General features: G+C 36.4%; 22 protein-coding genes, 1 pseudogene and 1 other annotated feature. Of the genes and pseudogenes, 9 read left to right on the forward strand and 14 right to left on the reverse strand.

The annotated features are described in order from the left end of the window. Window positions 1-18: 18 nt before the first annotated feature. Together PYW32_RS07505 and PYW32_RS07510 are read right to left on the reverse strand one after the other, a co-directional pair. Window positions 19-738 (reverse strand): zinc ribbon domain-containing protein, encoded by a 720-nt coding sequence (locus PYW32_RS07505; protein WP_016174933.1) that lies wholly within the window; start codon window positions 736-738, stop codon window positions 19-21. 2 nt (window positions 739-740) lie between these two features. Next, a complete protein-coding gene (locus PYW32_RS07510; RefSeq protein WP_275066180.1) occupies window positions 741-2,555 on the reverse strand; it encodes a TcaA 3rd/4th domain-containing protein in 1,815 nt (604 codons plus the stop codon). Between the two features lie 260 nt (window positions 2,556-2,815). Here PYW32_RS07510 and PYW32_RS07515 point away from each other — a divergent pair, with 260 nt between their 5' ends. Continuing rightward, window positions 2,816-3,871 (forward strand): IS30 family transposase, encoded by a 1,056-nt coding sequence (locus PYW32_RS07515; protein WP_016252695.1) that lies wholly within the window; start codon window positions 2,816-2,818, stop codon window positions 3,869-3,871. A 292-nt stretch (window positions 3,872-4,163) separates the two neighbouring features. On the opposite strand, the gene tig is transcribed toward PYW32_RS07515, so the two are convergent. From tig to PYW32_RS07540, 5 genes are all read right to left on the reverse strand, one after another. Beyond that, window positions 4,164-5,444 (reverse strand): trigger factor, encoded by a 1,281-nt coding sequence (gene tig / locus PYW32_RS07520; RefSeq protein ID WP_016174930.1) that lies wholly within the window; start codon window positions 5,442-5,444, stop codon window positions 4,164-4,166. Between the two features lie 117 nt (window positions 5,445-5,561). After that, window positions 5,562-6,479, reverse strand: a complete 918-nt coding sequence (locus PYW32_RS07525; protein WP_016174929.1) for a hypothetical protein — start codon at window positions 6,477-6,479, stop codon at window positions 5,562-5,564. A gap of 47 nt (window positions 6,480-6,526) precedes the next feature. Then, a complete protein-coding gene (locus PYW32_RS07530) occupies window positions 6,527-7,159 on the reverse strand; it encodes an RDD family protein (RefSeq protein WP_016174928.1) in 633 nt (210 codons plus the stop codon). A gap of 1 nt (window position 7,160) precedes the next feature. Further along, window positions 7,161-8,183 carry a signal peptide peptidase SppA gene (sppA, locus tag PYW32_RS07535; RefSeq protein ID WP_016174927.1) on the reverse strand — a complete coding sequence of 341 codons (1,023 nt, stop codon included), beginning with the start codon at window positions 8,181-8,183 and terminating at the stop codon, window positions 7,161-7,163. Between the two features lie 16 nt (window positions 8,184-8,199). After that, window positions 8,200-8,484, reverse strand: coding sequence for a hypothetical protein (locus tag PYW32_RS07540; RefSeq protein ID WP_016174926.1), 285 nt, complete (start codon window positions 8,482-8,484; stop codon window positions 8,200-8,202). Between the two features lie 388 nt (window positions 8,485-8,872). On the opposite strand from PYW32_RS07540, the gene glmS reads away from it, so the two are divergent. Next, window positions 8,873-10,684, forward strand: a complete 1,812-nt coding sequence (glmS, locus tag PYW32_RS07545; RefSeq protein WP_016174925.1) for a glutamine--fructose-6-phosphate transaminase (isomerizing) — start codon at window positions 8,873-8,875, stop codon at window positions 10,682-10,684. A 43-nt stretch (window positions 10,685-10,727) separates the two neighbouring features. Here the strand turns inward: glmS and namA are convergent, their stop codons facing one another. Both namA and PYW32_RS07555 read right to left on the reverse strand, forming a co-directional pair. Continuing rightward, on the reverse strand, window positions 10,728-11,747 hold the full coding sequence (namA, locus tag PYW32_RS07550; RefSeq protein WP_016174924.1) for an NADPH dehydrogenase NamA: 1,020 nt from the start codon (window positions 11,745-11,747) through the stop codon (window positions 10,728-10,730). Between the two features lie 62 nt (window positions 11,748-11,809). Then, window positions 11,810-13,231 (reverse strand): glycoside hydrolase family 1 protein, encoded by a 1,422-nt coding sequence (locus tag PYW32_RS07555; protein WP_016174923.1) that lies wholly within the window; start codon window positions 13,229-13,231, stop codon window positions 11,810-11,812. Between the two features lie 161 nt (window positions 13,232-13,392). On the opposite strand from PYW32_RS07555, the pseudogene PYW32_RS07560 reads away from it, so the two are divergent. The 4 genes and pseudogenes from PYW32_RS07560 to PYW32_RS07575 all read left to right on the forward strand — a co-directional run bounded on the left by PYW32_RS07560 (window position 13,393) and on the right by PYW32_RS07575 (window position 16,850). Continuing rightward, window positions 13,393-14,151 (forward strand): annotated as a pseudogene (locus PYW32_RS07560) (tyrosine-protein phosphatase). 180 nt (window positions 14,152-14,331) lie between these two features. Then, window positions 14,332-14,570, forward strand: a binding site (T-box leader). Between the two features lie 48 nt (window positions 14,571-14,618). Beyond that, window positions 14,619-15,443: a MetQ/NlpA family ABC transporter substrate-binding protein gene (locus tag PYW32_RS07565; protein WP_016174920.1), complete on the forward strand. Its 825-nt coding sequence runs from the start codon at window positions 14,619-14,621 to the stop codon at window positions 15,441-15,443. Between the two features lie 12 nt (window positions 15,444-15,455). Beyond that, entirely contained in the window at window positions 15,456-16,604 is a 1,149-nt protein-coding gene (locus PYW32_RS07570) for an amidohydrolase (protein ID WP_016174919.1), read from the forward strand. 63 nt (window positions 16,605-16,667) lie between these two features. Next, entirely contained in the window at window positions 16,668-16,850 is a 183-nt protein-coding gene (locus PYW32_RS07575; protein ID WP_016174918.1) for a hypothetical protein, read from the forward strand. 42 nt (window positions 16,851-16,892) lie between these two features. Here PYW32_RS07575 and thrC read toward each other — a convergent pair whose 3' ends face one another. The 3 genes from thrC to PYW32_RS07590 all read right to left on the reverse strand — a co-directional run bounded on the left by thrC (window position 16,893) and on the right by PYW32_RS07590 (window position 19,695). Then, the gene (gene thrC / locus PYW32_RS07580; protein ID WP_016174917.1) at window positions 16,893-18,377 is read right to left on the reverse strand and encodes a threonine synthase; all 1,485 of its coding nucleotides are present in this window, start codon (window positions 18,375-18,377) and stop codon (window positions 16,893-16,895) included. Between the two features lie 104 nt (window positions 18,378-18,481). After that, window positions 18,482-18,718: a hypothetical protein gene (locus tag PYW32_RS07585; protein WP_016174916.1), complete on the reverse strand. Its 237-nt coding sequence runs from the start codon at window positions 18,716-18,718 to the stop codon at window positions 18,482-18,484. Next, window positions 18,697-19,695: a M28 family metallopeptidase gene (locus tag PYW32_RS07590; RefSeq protein WP_016174915.1), complete on the reverse strand. Its 999-nt coding sequence runs from the start codon at window positions 19,693-19,695 to the stop codon at window positions 18,697-18,699. The genes PYW32_RS07585 and PYW32_RS07590 overlap by 22 nt, the downstream gene beginning before the upstream one ends. Before the next feature lie 124 nt (window positions 19,696-19,819). Here PYW32_RS07590 and queG point away from each other — a divergent pair, with 124 nt between their 5' ends. Beyond that, the gene (gene queG, locus PYW32_RS07595) at window positions 19,820-20,983 is read left to right on the forward strand and encodes a tRNA epoxyqueuosine(34) reductase QueG (protein ID WP_016174914.1); all 1,164 of its coding nucleotides are present in this window, start codon (window positions 19,820-19,822) and stop codon (window positions 20,981-20,983) included. Here the strand turns inward: queG and PYW32_RS07600 are convergent. Continuing rightward, entirely contained in the window at window positions 20,980-21,510 is a 531-nt protein-coding gene (locus tag PYW32_RS07600) for a hypothetical protein (RefSeq protein WP_016174913.1), read from the reverse strand. The genes queG and PYW32_RS07600 overlap by 4 nt on opposite strands. Before the next feature lie 120 nt (window positions 21,511-21,630). On the opposite strand from PYW32_RS07600, the gene PYW32_RS07605 reads away from it, so the two are divergent. Both PYW32_RS07605 and PYW32_RS07610 read left to right on the forward strand, forming a co-directional pair. Continuing rightward, a complete protein-coding gene (locus tag PYW32_RS07605; protein ID WP_016174912.1) occupies window positions 21,631-22,569 on the forward strand; it encodes a magnesium transporter CorA family protein in 939 nt (312 codons plus the stop codon). Between the two features lie 68 nt (window positions 22,570-22,637). Next, window positions 22,638-22,868 carry a hypothetical protein gene (locus PYW32_RS07610; protein WP_016174911.1) on the forward strand — a complete coding sequence of 77 codons (231 nt, stop codon included), beginning with the start codon at window positions 22,638-22,640 and terminating at the stop codon, window positions 22,866-22,868. 37 nt (window positions 22,869-22,905) lie between these two features. Here PYW32_RS07610 and PYW32_RS07615 read toward each other — a convergent pair whose 3' ends face one another. Beyond that, a complete protein-coding gene (locus tag PYW32_RS07615) occupies window positions 22,906-23,799 on the reverse strand; it encodes an SDR family oxidoreductase (protein WP_016174910.1) in 894 nt (297 codons plus the stop codon). Between the last annotated feature and the right edge of the window lie 41 nt (window positions 23,800-23,840).

Below are 23,840 nucleotides of genomic sequence, written 5' to 3' on the forward strand. Positions count from 1 at the left end.
TACTCCTTTATGTTCCACTTAAGAAAGTAGTTGAATAATAACAAAATCGACTAATCCAATAAGGGCTAACGTTAACGTAACACTATAAAAAGGTGTCCAGTTCGTTGTTTCTAAATAATTTTCACGTTTAGCAATCATGAAAATAATCGCTATGACAGTGACAAAAAAACCAGCACCTAACGCAATAGCACTTAACCAAGCTGGTGTTAAGTCAATCAATGCGCCCATCGAAATAACGAACGAAATAATAATAATACCTGAAAAGACCGTAGCAAATTTATTCATAAAATCATTCAAAGAAACATTGATTTTCAACACATAATTAACCACAAAAAAGGTTACGCCTAAGCTGACAGCCAAGAATAACAGCGCATAAATAAAAATTCTTAAAAAGTCTGCTAACCCCAAACTATAAAAGTTACCTGAAGATGGTAAAGTAAGTGCTAAAATTGAATCAAACACACTGCTCCAACGCTTCATTTCTGAAAAAATCACTAACGTTTGAGTTAAAGCAAATAAGAGCATCGTAACATAACCAAAATAATTGCTTGCTTGATCGATGGTTAATGTTGGTTTTCCTAATTTTTCTACAAAGTAGCTCGCATAGTTTTTCCCAGCTGAAATTGTTTGTTGCACGGTATCATTAGTCATCACTGACTGAGTTTGATCTTGTCCACACTTTGGACAAAAACGTGCCTCCTCTTTCATTTCATTTCCACATTTCACACAATATTTCACTATTAATACGCCTCTCTTTCTGACACTTCTTCAAAATTATCTGCCCCACCTAAGTCACGAATGAATAATTTTTCATTATCGTCTAACACAAATGTTGCTTTTTTATATCTAAAATACTGATCTTTATTCGCTGTATCATTGTTGTATACTGTATAATAATTAACAATATATTTAACCTCATAAATATTTGATCCTACACGTTTAACTGATTCCACTTTGCTTAACGATGTAGAAATATATTCTTTTGTTTCGCTTGCTCTAGCTGGCAAAATATAATTATCTTTAAAGTCAACAAATTCATGATTTGCATCGCCATTTTCAAAGTAACTTTCTAGAGTAATTATTTCACTGTTTCCAAAGCTGTAGTCTTCGTCTGTATAGTCAGTTACATGATTATACAATTCATTTAAGAAGCTCGAAATATCATATTCTTCAATTTCTGTTGGAAATTCTAAATAAACATCTTGATAGCCATCATATCTTTCATAATCAAATATTTCTGAATTTAGTTCACTACCATCTTCAAATTTTTGTTTTGCTTGTAGCTTCAATGGCTGTTCAGTGATAACAAATGTTAAATGGTTTAATCGACCATCTGATAATTTACCGATAGAGTGGTCATTCACATAAACATCCCCTGATGAAACATTAGACGAAATACTAAAGTCATGGATTGGAATATACATTTTTGAATGTTCTGTGGAATAGTTTTCTGCTAAGTAATCTTCTGGATAAAAATCAAGTGGTTCAGAGATTAATTCAAGCTCTCCATATTTTTGCTTAATTTGCAATTTTGCATCATCACGCCAAATCAATTCTAATGGTGTGACTTTGCCACTATCCAATGACTCAACCGTATGACCATCGACTAAAACTTCCCCTTCAGAAAGCTCACTAACAATATCCATCTTAATTTTAGTCAATTCAAAAGAAAGATTGCGAGTGTTTTTTCCGTTAATGTCAACTCGATCAACTTGTTCAATTGATTGACTAATAGTGTTTTCTTTATCATTATAGTCAAAACTTCCAATAAACTCATATGCTCCTGGAGACAAGGGGCCTATTTTCCAAGTATATTTTTCACTATCTGACACAGCTTTTTCTACTTGTTTATTTATAGCTATCTCCATGCCAGAAGTATTTGTAGAAATATTGAAATATACTGGCTGAATCATTAAATCATACTTGTCATATAAAAAGAACTTTTTGCCATTTTTTTTGATATATATATCATTTTTAGAGGCATTAGAAAAAGGTAATTTATCTACCATGTTAGTAAGATATGCTTTATTGTCTTTTAAATATTTACTATAAACTTGAATATTTTCTTTCGTCACTTTAAAATGGCTATCTGTAGAGCTTAAAACATTTGCTATTCTTTCACCATCTGTGGATAATAACGCTTCTTGATAGCGCTTAATCTGATTATTTTTAGAATAATAACTCTCCCCCAATTTATATGTCCCAAACAATGTCATTAACACAACGATGATGACACTTGTTATGATAAAGTATTTCTTTTTATCTTTTGCAAAAATGCTTTTTTGGAGATTTCCTGATTCATTAGAGGCTATGTCTATACCAAATTCATGGCCACACCCTTCACAAAATTCCCCGGAAATTTCTTGCTTTAATCCACAAGCTTCACAAAAAATAGATTCTTTCATACTTCTTTCTTGATCCTCCTCTGATGTTACAGAATCAGATTTATCTGTTGAAACCAACGAAATACCACAATCTTCACAAAAATGATGCCTATCTTCATATTCTTTGGTACATTTTGGACACCTCTTCATTTCTTTTCCTCCTAAAACCAAAATTCAACACCTACACTAATTCACTACCAACTAGTATTGTTCTCCTTTCCGATTTATAATCTATTTTATGTAATCCAGTAGTTATAGTAATAGTGTACCTGTACTAAAAATATTTGACAACTCTTTTTTTAAGTACATTTCTTTCATATTAAACCGCGAATTTTATAATCAAGTTAGCCACTTGAAAAATAAAAAAACATCATAGTGAAAAATCATGTATTATTAGGGTTCCGACACCAACTAATAAGGAGATTTTCACTATGACGTATTCAAATTTTACCACAACTCGTTTAAAAGGTCAGCACCTAACAGCCATTGAACGTGGAAAAATTGCCGCTTGGCATAGCGAAGGAATATCCAATCGGCAAATTGCCAAAAGGTTAGGTGTGGTTCCTCAAACAATTAACAATGAGTTGAAACGTGGGAAATTGAAACAAGTGAAAAAGAGCAATGGGAAATGTCATTATTTCTTCAAGTATAATGCAGAATTTGCTCAAAATCGGTATAGAAACAACCGACAACGATGCCATCGGAAAGAAAAATTTTTTCAAGTCCGTACCTTTTTGGCGTACTTTATCGAACTGTTTAAAACAAAGAGCTATTCTCCAGATGCAACGGTTGGTTTTGCACGAGTCCATCGACTCTTTTCTCCAGCTGAAATGGTTTGTACGACCACCCTCTATAAGTATATTGACAAGCAACGTCTTGAAATCAAAAACATTGATTTACTGATGAAAACAACACGTAAACCAGCACAAACCAAGCAGGTAAAAAATCGAAAAGTTCTTGGAAAGAGTATCGAAGCACGACCGACAAGTGTTGAAACACGTGAAGAATTTGGTCACTTTGAAATTGATACAGTCATTGGTAAACGGAATGGTTCAGAAACAGCGCTCTTAACTTTAACGGAACGAAAAACACGTTTTGAAATCATTCGTGTGCTTGATGCCAAAGATGCAGACTCTGTCAGTTATGCCATCAACCGATTAGCTAAAGAATATGGGAACAATTTTTCCGCTGTATTTCGTTCGATTACAGCTGATAATGGTTCGGAGTTCGCTCAGTTGTCAGAAACGTTAAATGGATTGACAGAAATTTATTTTACCCATCCGTATACTTCTTGCGAACGTGGAACGAACGAGAATCACAATGGCATCATTCGTAGATATATTCCCAAAGGCGAAAGTATGGACAGCTATCATCGAAAGGAAATCGAGCAAATTGCCAATAAAATGAATCAACTACCCAGAAAGATCTTAAACTATGCGACACCCCAGTCTTGTTTTGAACAAGAACTAAATAAAGTAGTTCGTTGATTTGACAACGAGCCTCTTGCGCCATGGGTATCGTCTGGGCAAGCTGGCATAGCAGCCCGTCAAATCAGACTACCATGCCGCAACTCATTATCAAATCAACATCGGAACTTACAGATAACACATGATTTTCACGTTTTTCAAAAAGTGGCTAACTTGTTCTTGAAATTTGGGCATATTAATAAACTAAAATAAATTGTTTATATATCGAATAAAATAAATGAAAAACACCCCACAAGAAAGATTTTTAATCACCTCTCTTGTCGGGTTTTTCTTATATTTTGGAAAATTATTTTTAAGCTTCAACAGCAGTAGAAGTAATTACATCTACAGCTTTCTTCATGTTGATGTCATGTTTTAACATGTCTTCTGTAAGTACACGACGTACTTGAGCTTCTGGCATGTTGTAGCTTTCTGCTAACTCTTTGATTTCTGCTTCAACTTCTTCTTCAGTAGCTTCCAAGCCTTCAGCAGCAACGATAGCTTCAATTACAAGGTTTGTTTTCACGCGAGTATCTGCTTCGCCTTCAAATTGTTTATGCAAGTCAGCTTCAGTAGAACCAGTTAATTGATAGTACATTTCTGGGTTAATCCCTTGACGTTGCATATTGTTTAAGAATTCATCCATTGCACGGTGAACTTCATCGTGAACCATTACGTGTGGTAATTCAACGATTTCAGCATTTTCAACCGCTTGACGAATTGCTGCTTCTTCAACTGCTTCTTTTGCAGCTTTTTCTTTATTTTCTTGGATTTCAGCACGGAATTTTTCTTTTAATTCTGCTAAAGTTTCAACGCTATCGTCAACATCTTTTGCAAATTCATCGTCTAATTCTGGTACTTCTTTACCTTTTACTTCATGAACAGTTACTTTGAAGACAGCTTCTTTGCCAGCTAAATCTTCTGCTTGGTAATCTTCTGGGAAAGTCACAGTTACTTCTGTGTTGTCGCCAGCTTTTTTACCAACTAATTGTTCTTCAAATCCTGGAATGAATGAACCAGAACCTAATTCAAGTGAATAGTTTTCGCCTTTTCCACCTTCAAAAGCTTCATCGCCTAAGAAACCTTCAAAGTCAATCACTACTGTATCACCTTCAACAGCAGCATCTTCTTTGATTACTAATTCAGCTTGTTGTTCTTGTTCGCGTTTTAGACGAGCATCTACGTCTGCGTCTGTTACTTCGCGGTCTTGTTTTTCAACAGTTAGGTTTTTGTATTCACCTAATTTTACTTCTGGTTTAACTGTTACTTCAGCTTTAATTACCCAATCTTTACCTTTTTCCATGCTTTCAACATCGATTTTAGGTTGTGCAACTGGATCAATGCCAGCTTCTTTTACAGCTGCTTCATAAGCTTCTGGTAAGACAGCGTTTAAAGCATCTTCATATAATGCTTCTTCACCGTACATACGGTTAAATACTGTACGAGATACTTTCCCTTTACGGAACCCTGGTACGTTAAGGTTTCCTTTCACACGATTAAAGGCTGTAGTTAAACCTTTTTGAATTTCTTCTTGAGCAATTGAAAAAGTTAATACACCATCATTGGTGCCTGTTTTTTCCCATTTTGCAGTCATGTATTTCCCTCCGAGTTAACAAATAAATTTACATATGAAATAGTTTCATGCATACCTTTAAATAGTACACTATGCCTTGAAAAATGTAAACATTTTGAATGCAAACTTCCAATTTTTCTACATCAATTTTTGATAAATTTGTCTAAGCACTTGTTTTCTTTGTTGAATCGCACCATAATGTTGTAATTTTTCACCAGCTGCTTCATCTCCAAATAATTGTTGGTATTCTAATAAATAACTCTCTATCCATGCAGATATTTCCTCTTCATTTGGTAGAAATGGATACATCAATGCAAAGTGCGCATCTATTTCGGCTGTGATCATTTCTTCTAATTGAACATCTTTTAATTGCTGGTGTTGGATACATTCATGGGCACGTCGAAGTGCGGCGGTTTCTTCAAGCAAAGTCAATTCTGATAAATGAACGGTTTTTCCTTGAATGATTACTTCACCAGTCGCACCTACTTTTACTAATTCTTCTACTAATTTTGGCAAAAGAAATGGATTTTTAGCCGTAGGAAGAAATTCTTGTGCTAACTGCAAAAATTCTGTCAATGAGCTATTTTTCAACCAATTATTCCATGCTTTCTGGGGCACAGGATGATTCGTCTGATCCCATTGTTGCAACTGGTTCTTTTTAATAACCCGTTCATTGGCACCAATTAACGCTTGAGCATACTCTAGTTTTTGTAAATCTTGTTGGATTTGCTCAAAAGAACGGGAAGTTTGTTGTAACCAACGATGCACAGCTAAATATTGTCCATCTAGCATTAATAGACGCAAATACATTTCAAAACTAGTTGGCTCATTTAAAAAATCATCTAAATAATCTTCTGCTACTTCAAGCGCTTGTGGAAATTCACCTAAGTCTTGTAATATTTGGACTAATTTTTGACAATGCTGAAAGTTGGGCTCTAAACGATATAGTTGTTCAAACAATTGTTTCGCTGCTAAAAATTCTTGTTCTGCTAATTTTTTATTTCCATTTGCCCACAGGCGCTCGGCCTCATTAGGAAATGACAAAATATCTGACATCGATTTCCCTTCTTTCTAAAAAATTAGGTCTGGAAAATTTCCAGACCTTACACTTGAACCTGCTTATTAAAAGCTTTAATCATATTTAACGTTACCACACTCGTATCCGTTAAATAATCTCCTGCATGCTGTTTTCGTTTGGTAAAGGCAGTCGGCAAATAGCCTACATACAAAAATGGATTGGCTTGTAAAGCAAAACGACAAGCCACTTCGCGGACTAACACGGTTTGCCATGATAATTCTTCTTCATTTAATCCAATGACACGAATACCAAAAATCATCTTACCGATTGTTTGACCACGATTTAACTTTGTTAGCAAGGTAAAATACGCTAAATAAATACTGATACTCAATAAACCATACACGCTAAATAGTTCAGGAGACATGGAGAGATTCAGTGCGCGAAAACCTACGTCTAGTAAAATTTTGGTAATTGCTGTAATACAAAGCATATCAATTAAAAACGCCCAAAAGCGAATCCAAAATCCTGCGTAAAAATAGGTCGGAAAATCATTCACGACGCTTTTTTTCATTGGCTCTTCAAATCGCTGCCATGCGGCTTGTTTTTGTTCAATTTCTTCCTCTGTATAGTCTTTGTCTTTAAAAGAAGTCAGCACTTGTTGGTAAAAATCATCTGGATGATAGTGTGTCGGCTGTTTATCTTTCAATGGTTCACTCATCTTACTCACCTCCATAATAATACAAAGGTTTCGGTGCATCTGGTGTCCCAATACTTTCAAGAATAGTTAAGACACGTGTGCTTTCTGATGGTTTCAATCCTTGAACTTCGGCTAACTTTGAACCAAACCACGTATTGGCAAAGCCTGTTGCTGACAAATCATATTCAATTAATTCGGCATTATCTAAGTCTTGCTCTGTACGTAGTGCGGTTAACGCATCTTCTGGAAATCCTAATTCATCCACTAAGCCATTATCCAATGCTTGTTGGCCATCATAAATACGACCATCAGCAATTTTTCGTACTTGTTCTTCTGGCATTTGACGACCATCAGAAACAATTTTGACAAAACGATCATACGAATTATTAACGAATGTCTGTAACACTTCTTTATCACCTGCTGTTGGTTTTCTGGCACCAGACCCAACATCTTTTAAGGCACCACTTTTATACGTAGCATCTTCAATTCCTAATTTTTCAAATAATCCCGCATAATTAATGCCACTCATAATCACACCGATTGAGCCTGTCACCGTTTCCTCGGTTGCAAAAATTTTATCCGCCGATGCCGAAATATAATACCCGCCACTGGCAGCCATTTGCGTCATCGTGACATAAATCGGCACTTCTAACTCTTGAATTTTGCGAATTTCTTTGGCGATTTCGGCACTTTGATAAACCCCACCACCTGGTGAATTCACTTCTAATAAAACACCAGCAATCGTTGGATCATTTTGGATCTGTTTTAATTCTTCCAAGAACATTTGATGATTGTATCCTTCTGTTGCAAATAAACTACTCCCTGTATCAGAAATTTCTCCTTCTACATATAGATGTACAATTCGGCGCTGTTCATCTCCAGGTTCAACCACAAATTCGGCTAGTTCATTTGTGCCGTAAAGTAATGCATTTAACCCACTTAATGTATCCGTCTCTTCTTGTTTGGGTTGTATCAACGCAGCAATTCCTGAAAAAATAAATAATCCAACAGCAATCGCAACCGCTACCCATCTTCTTGTATTCATAGACGCTCTCCTTCAATTAATATAAGTTTTCAATCACAATTACATTTTCAACTGGTCCATCGGCATTCATTTTTTCTGCTTTGTCCACCAACGCATACCCACCAAAAAATTCTTCTGTTAAAACGTCTTGCACTTGAAAAGCACGTGCTTCTTTCACTTGAATAGATGCTGGTAAAATTTCTTGTAAACTATCCCAACCAGTATCTAACATTACTTTTGTATCATCTGACACATTTGCCTTTTCTAACTTTCGGACGACTTCTTTTAATTCTTTAAAAGTCATTGCTTGAACTTCTGACATATTATCCCCTCTTTCTCTTCCATTGTATCGAATCCAACAAAAATTTGACAGAAAAAACTTGTTTTTCTATACTTTCCAACCGTTTTCGTTAGACCAATTTAATTTTATTTATTTTTTTGTTGACTTATAACGTTTTTATGTATATGATTACCAATGTATTTCTAAACTAAGCAACACACAAGATAAACTATACCAATTTAAAGCGCCAGATCTATTGAGACTACTTCAAATAGATGACGAGGACAGAGCTTATCGAATATTCGGCGGGTGGCTCTAGGGTCTGCACTCTACAGACAAGGACAAAACAAGACTGTGAGGTCTACACAAAACACTTGTCATGCAGTTAGAAATACATAATGACAAACAGAAAGAAAGTAGGAAACTCATTATGTGCGGAATCGTAGGAATCGTAGGAAAAGAAAATGCAGAAAAAATTATTATCAACGGATTGGAACGTTTAGAATATCGTGGTTATGACTCAGCGGGTCTATTTGTTTCTGATAAACAAAACCATCATTTGATTAAAGCGCAAGGTCGCATTAAAAATTTAGAGGAAAAAATGACAGATGATGTCAACGGAACTATTGGTATTGGCCATACACGTTGGGCAACACATGGCAAACCATCTGAAGAAAATGCTCATCCTCACACTTCTCAAAATGGTCGTCTAGTTCTTGTTCATAACGGCGTCATTGAAAACTTTGAAGAAATTCGTCAAATGTACTTAACAGATGACACTTTTTATGGTGAAACAGATACGGAAATCGCTGTTCATTTAGTTGCAGCTTTAATGGAAAACGAACAACTTTCAACAAAAGAAGCATTCCAAAAAGCATTGACAATCATTCAAGGTTCATATGCTTTTGCTTTAGTCGATAAAGAAGATGGCGAAACAATCTATGTTGCCAAAAATAAAAGCCCACTATTAATTGGTCTTGGTGATGGCTTCAATGTTATTTGTAGCGATGCTTTAGCAATGCTAGATCAAACAAGTCATTTTGTTGAAATCGTTGATGGTGAAATGGTTACTGTAACTGCTGAGGGCATTCAAATTGAAGACGAAAAAGGCAACAATGTTTATCGCGAATCTTATGAAGCACAATTGGATTTAACAGATATTGAAAAAGGAACTTACCCTTATTACATGTTGAAAGAAATTGACGAACAACCGGCTGTTATGCGTCGTCTTGTCCAAGAATATCAAGCAGAAAATGGTGCAATCAAATTAGATCAAGAACTAGTTGATGAGGTCATCACCAGCGATCGTATTTACATCGTTGCTTGCGGTACAAGTTACAATGCTGGTTTAGCTGCCAAACAACTGATTGAAAAAACAACAGAAATCCCTGTTGAAGTACATTTATCAAGTGAGTTTGGTTACAATATGCCTTTGTTATCACAAAAACCATTCTTTATTTTCTTAACGCAAAGTGGTGAAACAGCAGACAGTCGTCAAGTATTAGTTCAAATTAACCGTTTAAATCACCCCTCATTAACTATCACAAACGTGGCAGGATCAACACTTTCACGTGAAGCAAAATATACATTATTATTACATGCAGGTCCAGAAATCGCAGTTGCTTCAACCAAAGCGTATACTGCACAAATCGCTGTTTTAGCTTTATTCGCTAAAGGAATTGGTGAAGTCAAACAAATTGCTGCAGCCAAAGACTTTGATGTTTTCCATGAATTAGCATTAGTTGCTTCTGCTATGGAGACAATGATTAGTGAAAAAGCAGTCATCTCTCAATTAACAGAAGATTATTTGACAGGCACACGTAATGCTTTTTATATCGGACGTGGCAATGATTACTATGTTTCTTGCGAAGCTTCATTGAAATTAAAAGAAATTTCATATATCCAAGCAGAAGGTTTTGCTGCCGGTGAATTAAAACATGGAACAATCGCTTTGATTGAAGATGGTACACCAGTCATCGGTGTGATTACTGAAGCTCATACTGGCGCACATACACGTGGAAACTTAAAAGAAGTTGAAAGTCGTGGTGCAAAAACAGTCGTGATTGTTAGCGAAGAACTAGCACGCCCAACTGACCAGTTGGTTTTACCAAATGTCCATCCACTCCTAACTTCATTAGTTTCTGTTATTCCAACACAACTAATTGCTTACTTTGCTACATTACAACGCGGTTATGATGTTGATAAACCACGTAACTTAGCAAAATCTGTCACTGTAGAATAACAAAAAAGCTTGTCGGCAAATATGCCGACAAGCTTTTTTTCACTTAAAACAACCATCCACGACGGTATTGTTTGGGCGCTGCAATCTCTGTTCGTAATTCTTTCGCTGCTTGATAAGGCCAATAAGGATCACGCAACAATTCTCTTCCTAAGAAGATCAAATCTGCACGCTCGTTTTTTAAAATTTCTTCGGCTTGAATACCGGTATGAATTAAACCAACTGCTCCAGTGGGTACACTTGCTTCTTGACGAATCAATTCAGCAAAAGGTACTTGATAGCCTGGATAAACATCAATAGGTGCTGTAACAACTGCTCCTGAACTAACATCAATTACATCTACGTCTTGTGCTTTTAGCCATTCTGCTACAGGAACATAATCGGCTGGTGTCATCCCACCTTCTGTATAATCATGCGCAGAAATACGTACAAACACTGCTTTGTCCCACACTTCTCGAACAGCAGATACTACTTCTTTTAACAGACGATAACGATTTTCTAAAGAACCTCCGTAGCCATCTTGACGATGATTCGCTAATGGCGATAAAAATTCATTAATTAAATAACCATGTGCCGCATGAATTTCAATCATATCAAAGTTTGCTTGTTGCGCACGGACGGCAGCTTGCTGAAAAGCAGCAATCACTTCTTGTATATCCGCTAAGGTCATTTCTTGTGGTGTCTTTGATTGTTCATCAAAAGCAATTGCAGAAGGTGCAAAAATTTCTTCTGGTACCTCTGCTTTTCTCCCAGCATGAGCAAGTTGAATGCCGACCGCTGCGCCACTTTGTTTCACAAGACTAGTAATGTTCTGTAAACCTTCAATGTGTTCATCTGACCAAATACCTAAGTCGTTCACACTAATACGACCTTCTGGTTTGACCGCTGTTGCTTCTAAAATAATCAAACCAACTTGCCCAACTGCTCGCGAATGATAATGTGTCACATGCCATGGCGTCACTTTTCCGTCTTCTGCGGCTGAATACATACACATTGGTGACATCACAATTCGGTTTTTTAATGTCAAATTGCGAATCGTCATCGATTCAAATAATTTTTTTACCATTTTAATTCCTCCCAGTGATGGAAAAACACTCCCCGTATCGTTTGTAGGAAGTGTTCGATTGTTTATTTTTCTTTCAAGCTTGTACCATTTGTTTCAATTACTTCTTTATACCAATTGAAACTCTTCTTTTTATAACGATCTAGTGAACCTGAACCATCGTCGTTACGGTCAACATAAATAAATCCATAACGTTTCGACATTTGTGCTGTCGATGCACTGACTAAGTCAATACAACCCCAAGACGTATAGCCCATTACTTCAACACCGTCTTCAATTGCTTTACCAACTTGAACCAAGTGGTCATTCATGTAATCAATACGGTAATCATCAATAACCGTTAATTCGCCATCATCGCCTTCAACTAGTTTATCCACCGCACCTAAACCATTTTCAACGATGAACAATGGTATTTGATAACGGTCATAAAACTCATTTAAGACAATATATAAACCTTTTGGATCGATTTGCCAGCCCCATTCAGAAGCTTCTAAATATGGATTTGGGAAGCCACCTAAGATGTTTCCACGTCCACGTTCATATTTTTCAGGTGTTGCAGTTTCAGTTGTACTCATATAGTAACTAAATGAAATGAAATCTACTGTGTGTTCTGCTAATAATTCAGCATCGCCTTCTGCAAACTGAATCTCAATATTATTGTCGGCAAAATATTTTTTAATATAGCTTGGATATTTTCCACGCACATGAATATCTGAAAATAGATAGTTTTGACGATCTGCTTCTAATTTCGCAACCACATCATCTGGATTAGGTGTCATTGGATAGGTTGGCATTGCTAACACCATACAACCAATTTGGAAATCAGGATTGATTTCATGACCAATTTTCGTTGCTAATGCACTAGCTACTAATTCATGATGAATGGCTTGATATAAATCTTGTTTTGATAGTTTTTCAGGTGGTGTAGCAATCCCCCCACTCATAAATGGTGCGTGTAAAACAGAGTTAATTTCGTTAAATGTTAACCAGTATTTTACTTTATCTTTATAACGTGTAAATAAAGTACGCACATAATTTTCATAAAAATCAATTAATTGACGATTTGTCCAACCATCGTATTCACGTGCTAAATGAAGTGGTGTTTCATAATGAGAAATTGTAATTAACGGCTCAATTCCATATTTTAAACACTCATCAAAGACCTTATCATAAAAGGCTAAACCCGCTTCATTTGGTTCACTTTCGTCTCCTTTTGGAAAAATACGAGACCATGCGATAGACGTACGGTAAACCTTAAAACCCATTTCTGCAAATAATTTAATATCTTCTTTATAGCGATTGTAAAAATCAATCCCTACTAATTTTAAATTATCTTCTGTTGGTTCCTCTGTAACAACACCAAAACCACCTTTAGGCGTTACATCTTGAACTGACCAACCTTTTCCATCTGCGTCATACGCACCTTCATATTGGTTAGCCGCAGTTGCGCCACCCCATAAGAAGTTTTCTGGAAATTTTTTAACCACATTTTTCACGTCCTTTCAAAATTCGACACATTGTAAACACATTCATTATAACTATTTTCTAATAAATATTCAAAATTATTTTTTCCTTCTCCCTTTCCTATAATGTGTTAAGATATTTGATATAAAGATGCCAAAAAAATGCTACATAAGGAGAGAGTGATATGGAATCTATTACAAATTTTCGTGATTTAGGTGGCTTAAAAAACCGACATGGACAAACAATTATCCCTAAAAAATTATTGCGTTCAGGTGAATTATCACGCGTTTCTTTACATGATTAAGAACGCTTACTGAATGATTATCACCTAGAAACAATTGTCGATTTACGTTCATTGGATGAAGTGAGTGAACGTCCCGACAAAGTTTTTAATAACACTTATTATGTTCATATTGATATTTTCAAAAGTATTCATGATGAAGGTGCAGGTTTGGAAGATTTCATTAAAATCGGTTCTGCAAAACGTGCACGCGCATACATGCATGACATTTACTATACAATGACAATCAATCCCGGCGCACAGGCCGGCTTTACCAAAATGATTGAAACTGCCTTAAGTGTCTCAGAAAAAAATAGTTTCTTATTTCATTGTTTTGTCGGAAAAGATCGTACAGGTATCTCTGCTGCCTTATTATTAGAAATTTTAAACATCCCAAAAGAAACGATTTATCAAGATTATTTAGCAACCAATCAATTACGGGTGCAAGAAAACCAAGAAATACTCCAATTAGCAAAGGACAATGGTGCGACACAAGAAATTACCGAAACCTTACAAATTGCCTTAAATGTTGAATCAGAATTCCTAGATACTTTCTATCAAACAGTAACGAAAGAATTTGGCAACATCGATGCTTACTTAACCAATGTCTTGCATATTTCACCAAGGATGCAACAAGATTTACGCACGTTATTGCTTGATTGATTTATTGTATAACCTCCTACACGCTACTTTATAACGAAGAGAATTTTTTTAGACTATCTGTTTATGTGATAGTCTTTTTTTCACGATAAACAAAAACTATCATCGGGTTAAAAAGCCTAATACTGACCGGTGAATGCGTTGACACGTCGTTGGGCCTTTGCTATGATTCAAATCAAATCAACAAACACGTTGATAAAGAGAGTACCACCTATTATTTTTCTAACAGAGAGTCTCGGTAGCTGAGAAGAGATGAAAAGATAGGTGCGAAGATGGCTTTTGAGTGATTGCGATGACTCTATATAGACAGTCGCAAGCGGGTGCTTCCGTTATCGAGTAGAAGTAACACGATTACTTCATGAGGTGCGTTATTGTGAAAAACGCATAAATCAAGGTGGTAACATGTCTCGTACATCCTTAGAAGAATAGACTCTTCTAGGGATTTTTTTATTACACAAGGAGGAATTTGAATGAAAAAATCAGTGTTAAGTGGTGTCATTGGGTTAGTTGGTGCGGTCTTGTTACTAGCAGGATGCGGCAAATCAAACGAAGCGGAAAATACAACCATTCGGGTAGGAACTTCGCCGGGACCTTATAGCGAATTATTTTTAGAAGGAATTAAACCCATTTTGGAAAAAGAAGGATACACAGTCACAGAAACGGCTTTTGATGCCCTTTTACAAGCCGATGTTGCCTTAAATGAAGGAGAAGTTGATGTCAATGTTGATCAACATACCGCTTATTTAGAAAATTTCAACGAAAATAGTGATGCTAATTTAGTTGGATTAGTTTCAATCCCGACTGTTCCAGCTGGTATTTTTGGCGGACGCAAAGACAGTTTAAAACAAGTTGAAGAAGGCGATACTATCGCAATTCCTGAAGATGCGTCCAATACAGCTCGTGCGTTGTTGCTGTTAGAAAAAGTGGGTTGGATTAAATTAGATGAAAAAGTAGAACCTATTGCAGCCACTACGAGTAATATCGTTGAAAATCCATTGAACTTGGACGTAGTCGCAATGGATTCTGCACAAATCCCACGCAGTCTTCAAGACATTGATTTTGGGGTCATTCCAGGTAGTATCGTCTACAGCGCAAATATTCCAGCTGAAGATAGTTTATTAAGCGAAGATATTTTAAAACAATATGAACTTGTGGTCACTGTTGATAAGAAAAATGCCGAGCAACAATGGGCAAAAGATATTGTTGCCGCTTATAAATCTGATGAATTTGCAGAATTTTTAAAAGGAAAAAATAAAAATAATTACTGGTTCATTCCAGCTGATTTACAAAAGTAAGGAGCCTAAATAATGGTAGTTGACACAGCTTTTTTTGACAAATTAACCGCTATTCGTCATCATCTCCATCGATATCCTGAACTATCTGGACAAGAATTTGAGACGACAGCTTTTATTAAGAAAATCCTTCAAGAGCATCATATCTCTATTGTTGAGACAACATTAAAAACTGGAGTCATTGCTGAAATTGGAACAAAAGAAGAAGTCATCATTGGTTTACGAGCGGATATCGATGCTCTACCAATTCTTGAAGCAACCAATTTAGATTACGCATCAGTAAATGCTGGCGCAATGCATGCATGTGGGCACGATTTCCATACAACTTCTTTGTTAGGTGCAGCCATTTTACTCAAACAATACGAAGACCAATTACCAGGGAAAATTTATTTGATTTTCCAACCTGCCGAAGAAATTTTCCAAGGTGCCAAAGAAGTCATCGACGTGCTTGATTTTAGTCATTGGTCAGGATTAGTTGGTTTCCATAATGCTCCTGACTTACCTTTAGGTGCGATTTCCGCTCGCCTTTCACGTCAAATGGCGAGCGTAGATCGTTTCCATGTAATTATTCACGGTACAGGAACGCATGCCGCACATCCAGATCAAGGAAACGATCCAATTGTCACAGGTTCACAAATTATCACCAATTTACAAGCAATTATTAGTCGTCATGTACCCGCAAGTGAACAAGCAGTTCTATCGATTACTCATGTGGAAGCTGGCAGTACTTGGAATGTGATTCCAGATACATTCCAATTTGAAGGCACCATTCGTACTTTTGACGAAACCGTTCGTGAAACCATCATCCAACAAACGAAAAAAATCATTCAAAACACTGCCGACAATTACAACCAAACAGTGACGATTGATTGGATTACTGGACCAGGCCCCGTCAACAATGATGAAGCATTATATCAATTGATAACACCTGCTGTGACTTCTATTGGAACAGAATTTATTGCAGCCAAAAGTAATTTGGGTGGCGAAGATTTTGCCTTTTATCAAGAACATGTCGCAACTTATTTTGCATCAATTGGTACTGGCAAAGGAATCCCCTTGCATCACCCGGCCTTTTTAATTGATGACCATGCCTTAACGTATAGTGTGCACTATTATTTAAAAGCCGTCGAAACACTATTACAAATCAATTTAGGTGTAATTTAAGTAGAATTTTTAAACATTATTGGATACAATAAAACTATTCCAATAAAGATTGAAGGTTTTATCATGTCTACCAAACGTTTTGTTCAATTATTTGTTTGCTACTTTCTTTCCATTGTTATTGCTATTGGATTAGCAAATTTATTTCCTATTACCAATCAATGGATCTATCTCTTGGTAGTGAGCATAATTGGTTATGTCGTATTAACCATTCCGCTAACTATCATGACAATCATGAAGAAAAAATAAAAAGAAGCTCTTCCGAATTCATTTTCGAAAGAGCTTCTTTGTTTATTTCACTTCTAAAATATCTTCCACACAGGCTTTCATATCACCGGATGCAATGACACGATTATGACGAATTGGTGCGTCATCCAATTCTGTCACAGCAGTTGGAATTGTAACGTTTGATAATTCATTCAATTCATGAACTAATTCAAAATCGTCTTTATCGGTTTCAGTATTCGTTAAGGCTTCTACGACCACACGCGGGAATTTATATGGACTTGCAGTAGAAACAACAAGTGACGGTAAATCTGATTGTGCTTGATATTTTTCTAACACACTTGCAGCAACAGCAGTATGTGGATCAATCACATAATTTGCTTCTTTGTATACTTTTTCAATCGCTTGTTTCGTTTCTTCTTCTGTTGCGAAATCACCATAAAAATCAGCTAATTTTGCTTTCATCTCTGGTGTAATTTCATAGCTACCTGCTGAACTTAATTGTTCCATCAATGTTTTTGTTTGAGCAACATCATCGCCTGTTAGATGGAAAATCAAGCGCTCTAAGTTACTTGAAATTAAAATATCCATTGATGGTGAAGAAGTCACATAAAACGGACGATTACGATCATACACACCTGTTTGGAAGAAATCAGTTAACACTTTATTTGGATTCGATGCACAAATTAATTGATTAAATGGTACACCCAATTGTTTTGCGTAATAACCCGCTAAAATATTTCCAAAGTTTCCAGTTGGCACGGACACATTAATTGAATCACCATTGTTAATTTCACCTGCTTTTACCAATTGTGCGTAAGCATACACATAATAAACAACTTGTGGAATCAAACGACCAATATTAATGGAATTAGCAGAAGAAAATTGCTTGCCGTTTTCTGCTAATTTTTGTTTTAACGCATCATCATTGAATAATGCTTTTACTGTTGATTGGGCATCATCGAAGTTTCCATCAATCGCAACAACATACGTGTTCTCACCTTTTTGTGTCACCATTTGTTTTTCTTGAATTTTGCTGACGCCATCTCTTGGATAAAAGACAATAATTTTTGTTCCAGGAACATCTGCAAAACCAGCCATCGCTGCTTTTCCAGTATCACCAGATGTTGCAGTTAAAATAACGATTTCTGAATCAACGCCATTTTTTTTCGCAGAAGTTGTCATCAAATACGGTAAAATAGATAATGCCATATCTTTAAAAGCAATCGTTGAACCATGGAATAATTCTAGGTAATAGTCATTGCCTTTTTTCACAACTGGCGCAATCGCTGCATCATCAAACTTATCATCATAGGCTGAATCGATACAGTGACGCAATTCTGCTTCTGTAAAATCAGGATAAAATGCACTCATAATTGTAAATGCGACTTCTTGGTAGCTTTGTGTCGCTAATTCATCAAAATCTAATGTAAGTTTTGGTAATTCTGTTGGTACATACAAACCGCCATCTGTCGCTAATCCTTGTAGAATTGCTTGCGAAGCTGATACGATGTTTTGTGCGTCTCGTGTACTCTTATATAGTAAAGTCATACATTGCTCTCCCTTAGAAAAAATTTATTTTAATTATTTTATCATTTTTTAGTAGAATAGACTACATCGAATCAGTTTTTTTATGAAAAAGTTTTATTTTCTTTTCATTTCTCTTTTCTTAATAAATACACATCTAGCTCATCTTTCATCTTTTGAGAAATCTCGCGTGCAATCGGTAGAACCGTTGCATCAATGATTCGTGTAGTAAAAGTAATAATAAACGCCACGCTTTTATTGAACGAAGTCTCACTCAGAAAATCAATCACATCTTTTTTCGAATGAATCACTGGACCACCGACTGCTGCTCCACGCGCAAATGTTATCGCTGGTACACCCCCCAAAATGGTGTAGAATCACTCAGATACACCCCTTGGCTTGTTTTGATACCATGACCTAATTCGTTTGCAACAAAATCAACATAATGAATCAAATCCTCGGTCGCAGTAGCACAAGCCACACCATGCCCTAAGACAGCGCCTAGCATATCTACATTAATGACTAAACGATACGCAGATAATTCATTTTGATGCGCTTGGACATAAGCAGTTGATCCACATAACCCTCGCTCTTCGGCACCACACCAAATAAACTTCAATGTCCGTTTTGGTTTTGTTGTAACAAAGTGTTTGAAAAAATCTAAAACTGCCAAAACACCTGTTGCATTATCATAGACCCCTTTAGAATGGCGCACAGAATCATAATGCGCAGTAAAAGCCACAATTTCTGCTAATTCACCGGGAATTGTTGCTACAAGATTGTGGGAAGTACGGGAACTTTCTTGCCCTTGCACCTGTAATTTAACTGTTTGTGGATTCATCCGCACAAGTTTTTCTGCCTCGCGAATACTCATCGTCATCCCAGGAATTTTACCCAATGCTTGAAGTTTTGGACGGAGATATCGTTCTTCAATATCCGTCTGTTCATCATAACAATCCCCATTAAATGTGACAAAACCTGCGACTTGCGCTTCGATAATTTTTTTATAAGAAGCATACGTAATCCCGCCATTAAACAATACGATTTTCCCTTTGGCTTGCGCTAAGCTAATTGGATCTAAGGCATCAATGTACAGAAACGCTGCTTCTACTTCACCCGTTCCACCCATGCCAACACCAGTAACTTCAAAAGTCTCCTGTGTAGCTGGAATTTCAAATGTCGCTGTCACCTCTTCTACAAAGTCAATGGTAAATTCTTCTATCTCCACTTGTACATCGTATGTTTCTATTTCTGCTTTAATTACTTCCATAGCACGATACTCTTCTTGTGAGCCTACGACACGTTCAAAAGATAATTTCTCTAATAAATCAAATTTTTTCATGCTATCCCCTCCTCACATTTAGTATACGAAGCAAAATTTTGGTAAACAATGTGTTTTTCAAGGATAGAATCAAGCAATCTATGATATAGTTAGTGAAGAAATTAAACAAGATGGAGTGTTTTCGATGTTAACCTTAAAAGAAAAAATTATTGCTGAAAGTAAAAAAATTGGCATTGATAAAATTGGTTTTACCACAGCTGAGCCGTTCGATTATTTGAAAGACTCATTGATCGAACAACGTGAAGCTGGACATACATCAGGTTTTGAACACCAAGTCATCGACGAACGAATTTATCCTGAAAAAACCTTTGAGAATCCCAAAAGCATCATCGCGATCGCGTTAGCTTACCCAACGCGCATTCATGAAGAAGTTCCTCGTGATGAAAAACGTGGGCAATTTGCACGCGCTTCTTGGGGGATCGATTATCATAATATTTTAAAAGACCGTTTAGAGCGTTTAATTGATTTTATTCAAACGGAAGCAACTTCTGAACAAGAAGCGGAACAATGGCGTTTTGCGCCCCAAGTCGATACTGGTGAATTGGTGGATGTTGCGGTTGCCCAACGCGCTGGATTGGGATTCATTGGAAAAAATGGGTTATTGATTACTGAAGAATATGGTTCTTTTGTTTATTTAGGAGAAATCATTACCAATATTCAATTTGAACCCGATAAACCCGTGCCAAATGGTTGTGGTGATTGTACGCGTTGTATTACCGGATGTCCAACAGGCGCTTTATTAGGTGATGGCCGAATGAATGCGAAAAAATGTCTGTCTTATCAAACACAAACCAAAGGAATGATGCCCAAAGAATATCGTCGCAAAATCCGCAATACCATCTATGGATGCGACATTTGCCAACTTGTCTGTCCGTATAACAAAGGCAAAGATTTCCATTTCCATCAAGAGATGGAACCCAAACCTGATGAAGTCTTCCCCAAATTAGTTCCGATGCTTTCCATTTCTAATAAGGAATTTAAAGCACAATTTGGACATTTAGCTGGGTCTTGGCGTGGCAAAAAACCACTACAGCGGAATGCTTTAATTGCCCTAGCAAACTTAGGTGGCCGAGAAGCATTGCCTGATATCGCTAAATGTTTAGACGATCAACGCCCCGTTATTCGTGGAACAGCAGTTTGGGCGATTGGCCAATTAACAAAGCGAAATCCAGAACAATACCTCGAACGTTTACAAGCGATGCAAGAAAAAGAAACTGATGAAGATGTTTTACTAGAACTAGAAGAAACCATCACATTTCTTACCGATCCAACAAAAAAGAAGGCCTAATCAAGCCTTCTTTTTAATTGCGCAAATAATTTCTGAAAAACAGGTGCTAACAACAAATAAAAAATACCATTCCCTACACCATGTAAGAAATCAAAATAAAGTCCTGCCAAATAATATGGCCAAAACTGTGGCATACCGTAGAGTTGAACATCTATCCCAGCAATCACAAAACCATATAAAAAGCCAGCAACTACACTAAACGCAACTTGCAAACTACGATGCTGACGAAACATTTCCCAGCGACACAAAACACCCATACATAAAATAACGACACTGAATGATAGAATTTGAGAAACTGTCCAAATCCCCATTCCCATATACATATTCGTGATGATCAAAGCTAACACGTTGACAATCAGGCCACGTGTAACGCCCAATTGATACGTTAAAATTAAAAAAATAGCTGTCATTGGTTGAATATTAGGAATAAATTGAAATAAGGTTCTCCCAACCACACAAGCTGCAACAGTCATTGCTAAATAAGCAATTTCATAGGTTGAAAAAAAGGGTTCCTGTTCCTTTTTCATTAAATCATCCTCTCATCACTCGGTTTTCTTAGTATAGCGTAGATTTGAAGACTATGCATCCTATCTAATTAAAAAAATATGGTATGCTAATGATAACAAATAACTAAATGAGGTGAGTAGATGTTAGCCTATTATACGATTGATAAAGACAATGGTTTACAAGAAGGCTCAAAAGAGCAACATAATTGGTTAGTTCTTGATCAAGAAGAACATGAATTGGTTGAAAAACTATTGACCGATTTTTCATTACCCGACGATATCTTTATCGGTGCTGACGATTCAGGAGAAGTGTCTCGCATCGAACATTTAAAAGATACCAAGTTATCCAATCCTATATCAGTCGTCTTGTTGAATCTATCTTCGAAACAACAAAGTATTGAACAACGCATTGAACCGATTTCGTTTATTTTATCAGATGATCTTTTAATTACTTACATTGGTAACAATAGTCAATTTATTCAACATTTGTTAAAAAAAGAAACCGATTTTTATTCTTTTGAACAAGTCTTACTTCTCTCACTTTTAACTAGTTACCGTCATTTTATCGCTGGATTGAAAGAATTAAAGACCGAGATTGATGACTTAGATGCTGCCGCTAGACAAACGACTGATAGCAAACGCCTATTTCAACTAGCGGATGTCGATCGTGCCATTATATTTATTGACCACACACTTGCCGATCAAAATCAAATGCTTGATCGTTTGTGGGAAGAAGAAGCATTACTTGAAAAAGTGAATGATCCTGCCTTAATTCATGACGTAAAATTACGCCAAAAACAAGCATTAAAATTAGTTGAAATCTATCACGATTTAATCAATACAATTGGTAGTCTTTTTGCAAGCATGATTGATAATAACCTCAATCATTTGATGAAATATTTAGAATCAGCTGCTCTTGTCCTAACAATCCCCACTGTTATTGCAGGAATTTGGGGAATGAATACTGGTGGATTGCCTTGGGAAAAATCCTCCTTAGGATTTGGTATCGTTATGTTATTAACCGTCATTCTAACTATTTTCACAGGTATTTACTTGAAAAATAAAAACTATTTCAAATAAAAAGAAAACCCTTTCTTTTGTCATCTACTGACTATTTTGTTATGATAAAAGAAAAGGAGGAATTGATAATGACGAACTCTGAAGATAAATTAAAAGCATTAGCAGAAGAACGTAAAGAGCATAACCCCTTTGAAACAATCGATGAGCTTGAAAAAGAGTATAATTTAGAGGAAGAGACACCACCTTCTGAAGAAGATCAAGTCGATGAGCATTTAGACAAAGTACCAATTGAAGAAGACCCCATTGTAAAATTAGCAATGGCTGAACAACGCTTACACAACAATCAACCACCAAAATAAAACGAAGGTCTGAATACTCAGACCTTCGTTCATTTTTTTATAAATTAATCGCCGTGCCGCCAGTGACGCCATAAATTTGTGCCGTAACATAACTTGCTTCGTTTGAAGCTAAAAAAACATATACAGGCGCTAATTCTACAGGTTGTCCAGCACGTTCTAGTAACGTATCTTGACCAAATTCTGGTAAAGTACCTGGCAACTGCCCTTCATCTAATTGTAATGGTGTCCAAATTGGACCTGGCGCAACGCCATTGACACGAATTCCTTTTTTAGCAAATTGTGCCGCTAGATTAACCGTAAAATTGCTAATCGAAGCTTTTGTTGCTGCATAATCTAATAAATTATCACTTGGATCTGTTGCTTGGAGTGAAGTCGTCGTAATAATCGCACTACCTGCTGGTAAATGGGGTTCCGCTTCTTTCACTATAGCAAACATGGAAATGATATTAACTGTAAACGTATCTCTGACTTGTTGAATCTCTAGTTCACTAATGGATTCACGAGCAAATTGTTGTGCCGCATTTAAAACTAAGGTATCTAAACCACCTAATTCTTCTACTGCTTGTTTAATGATCTTTTGCGGTGAATCATCTTCACGTAAATCATAGGGAAGTAAGCTAACTTTTCTACCTGCTTTTTTGATATAATCCGCCACTTCATTGGCGTCTTTTTCCTCACCTGGTAAAAAATGCAAAGCAATATCGGCACCTTCTCTAGCAAACGCAATTGCAACTGCTCGACCAATTCCTGAATCGGCTCCTGTAATTAAGACACGACGATTTTCTAATCGATGATTTCCTTGATAACTTTCTTCTCCACAATCAGGTTGAATCGCCATCTCTTCTTCTAAGGCTGGAGTGTCTTGATCCTGTTTCGAAAATTTTCCTGAATGATACATCTTTCTTGGGTCTTTTAAAACTGGTTCTGTCATACGGTGTCTCCTCCTTTTTGGTGTTAGTTTTATTGTAACGA

The sequence above is a fragment of the Enterococcus saccharolyticus subsp. saccharolyticus genome (assembly GCF_029023825.1).
Classification (GTDB): Bacteria; Bacillota; Bacilli; order Lactobacillales; family Enterococcaceae; genus Enterococcus_F; species Enterococcus_F saccharolyticus.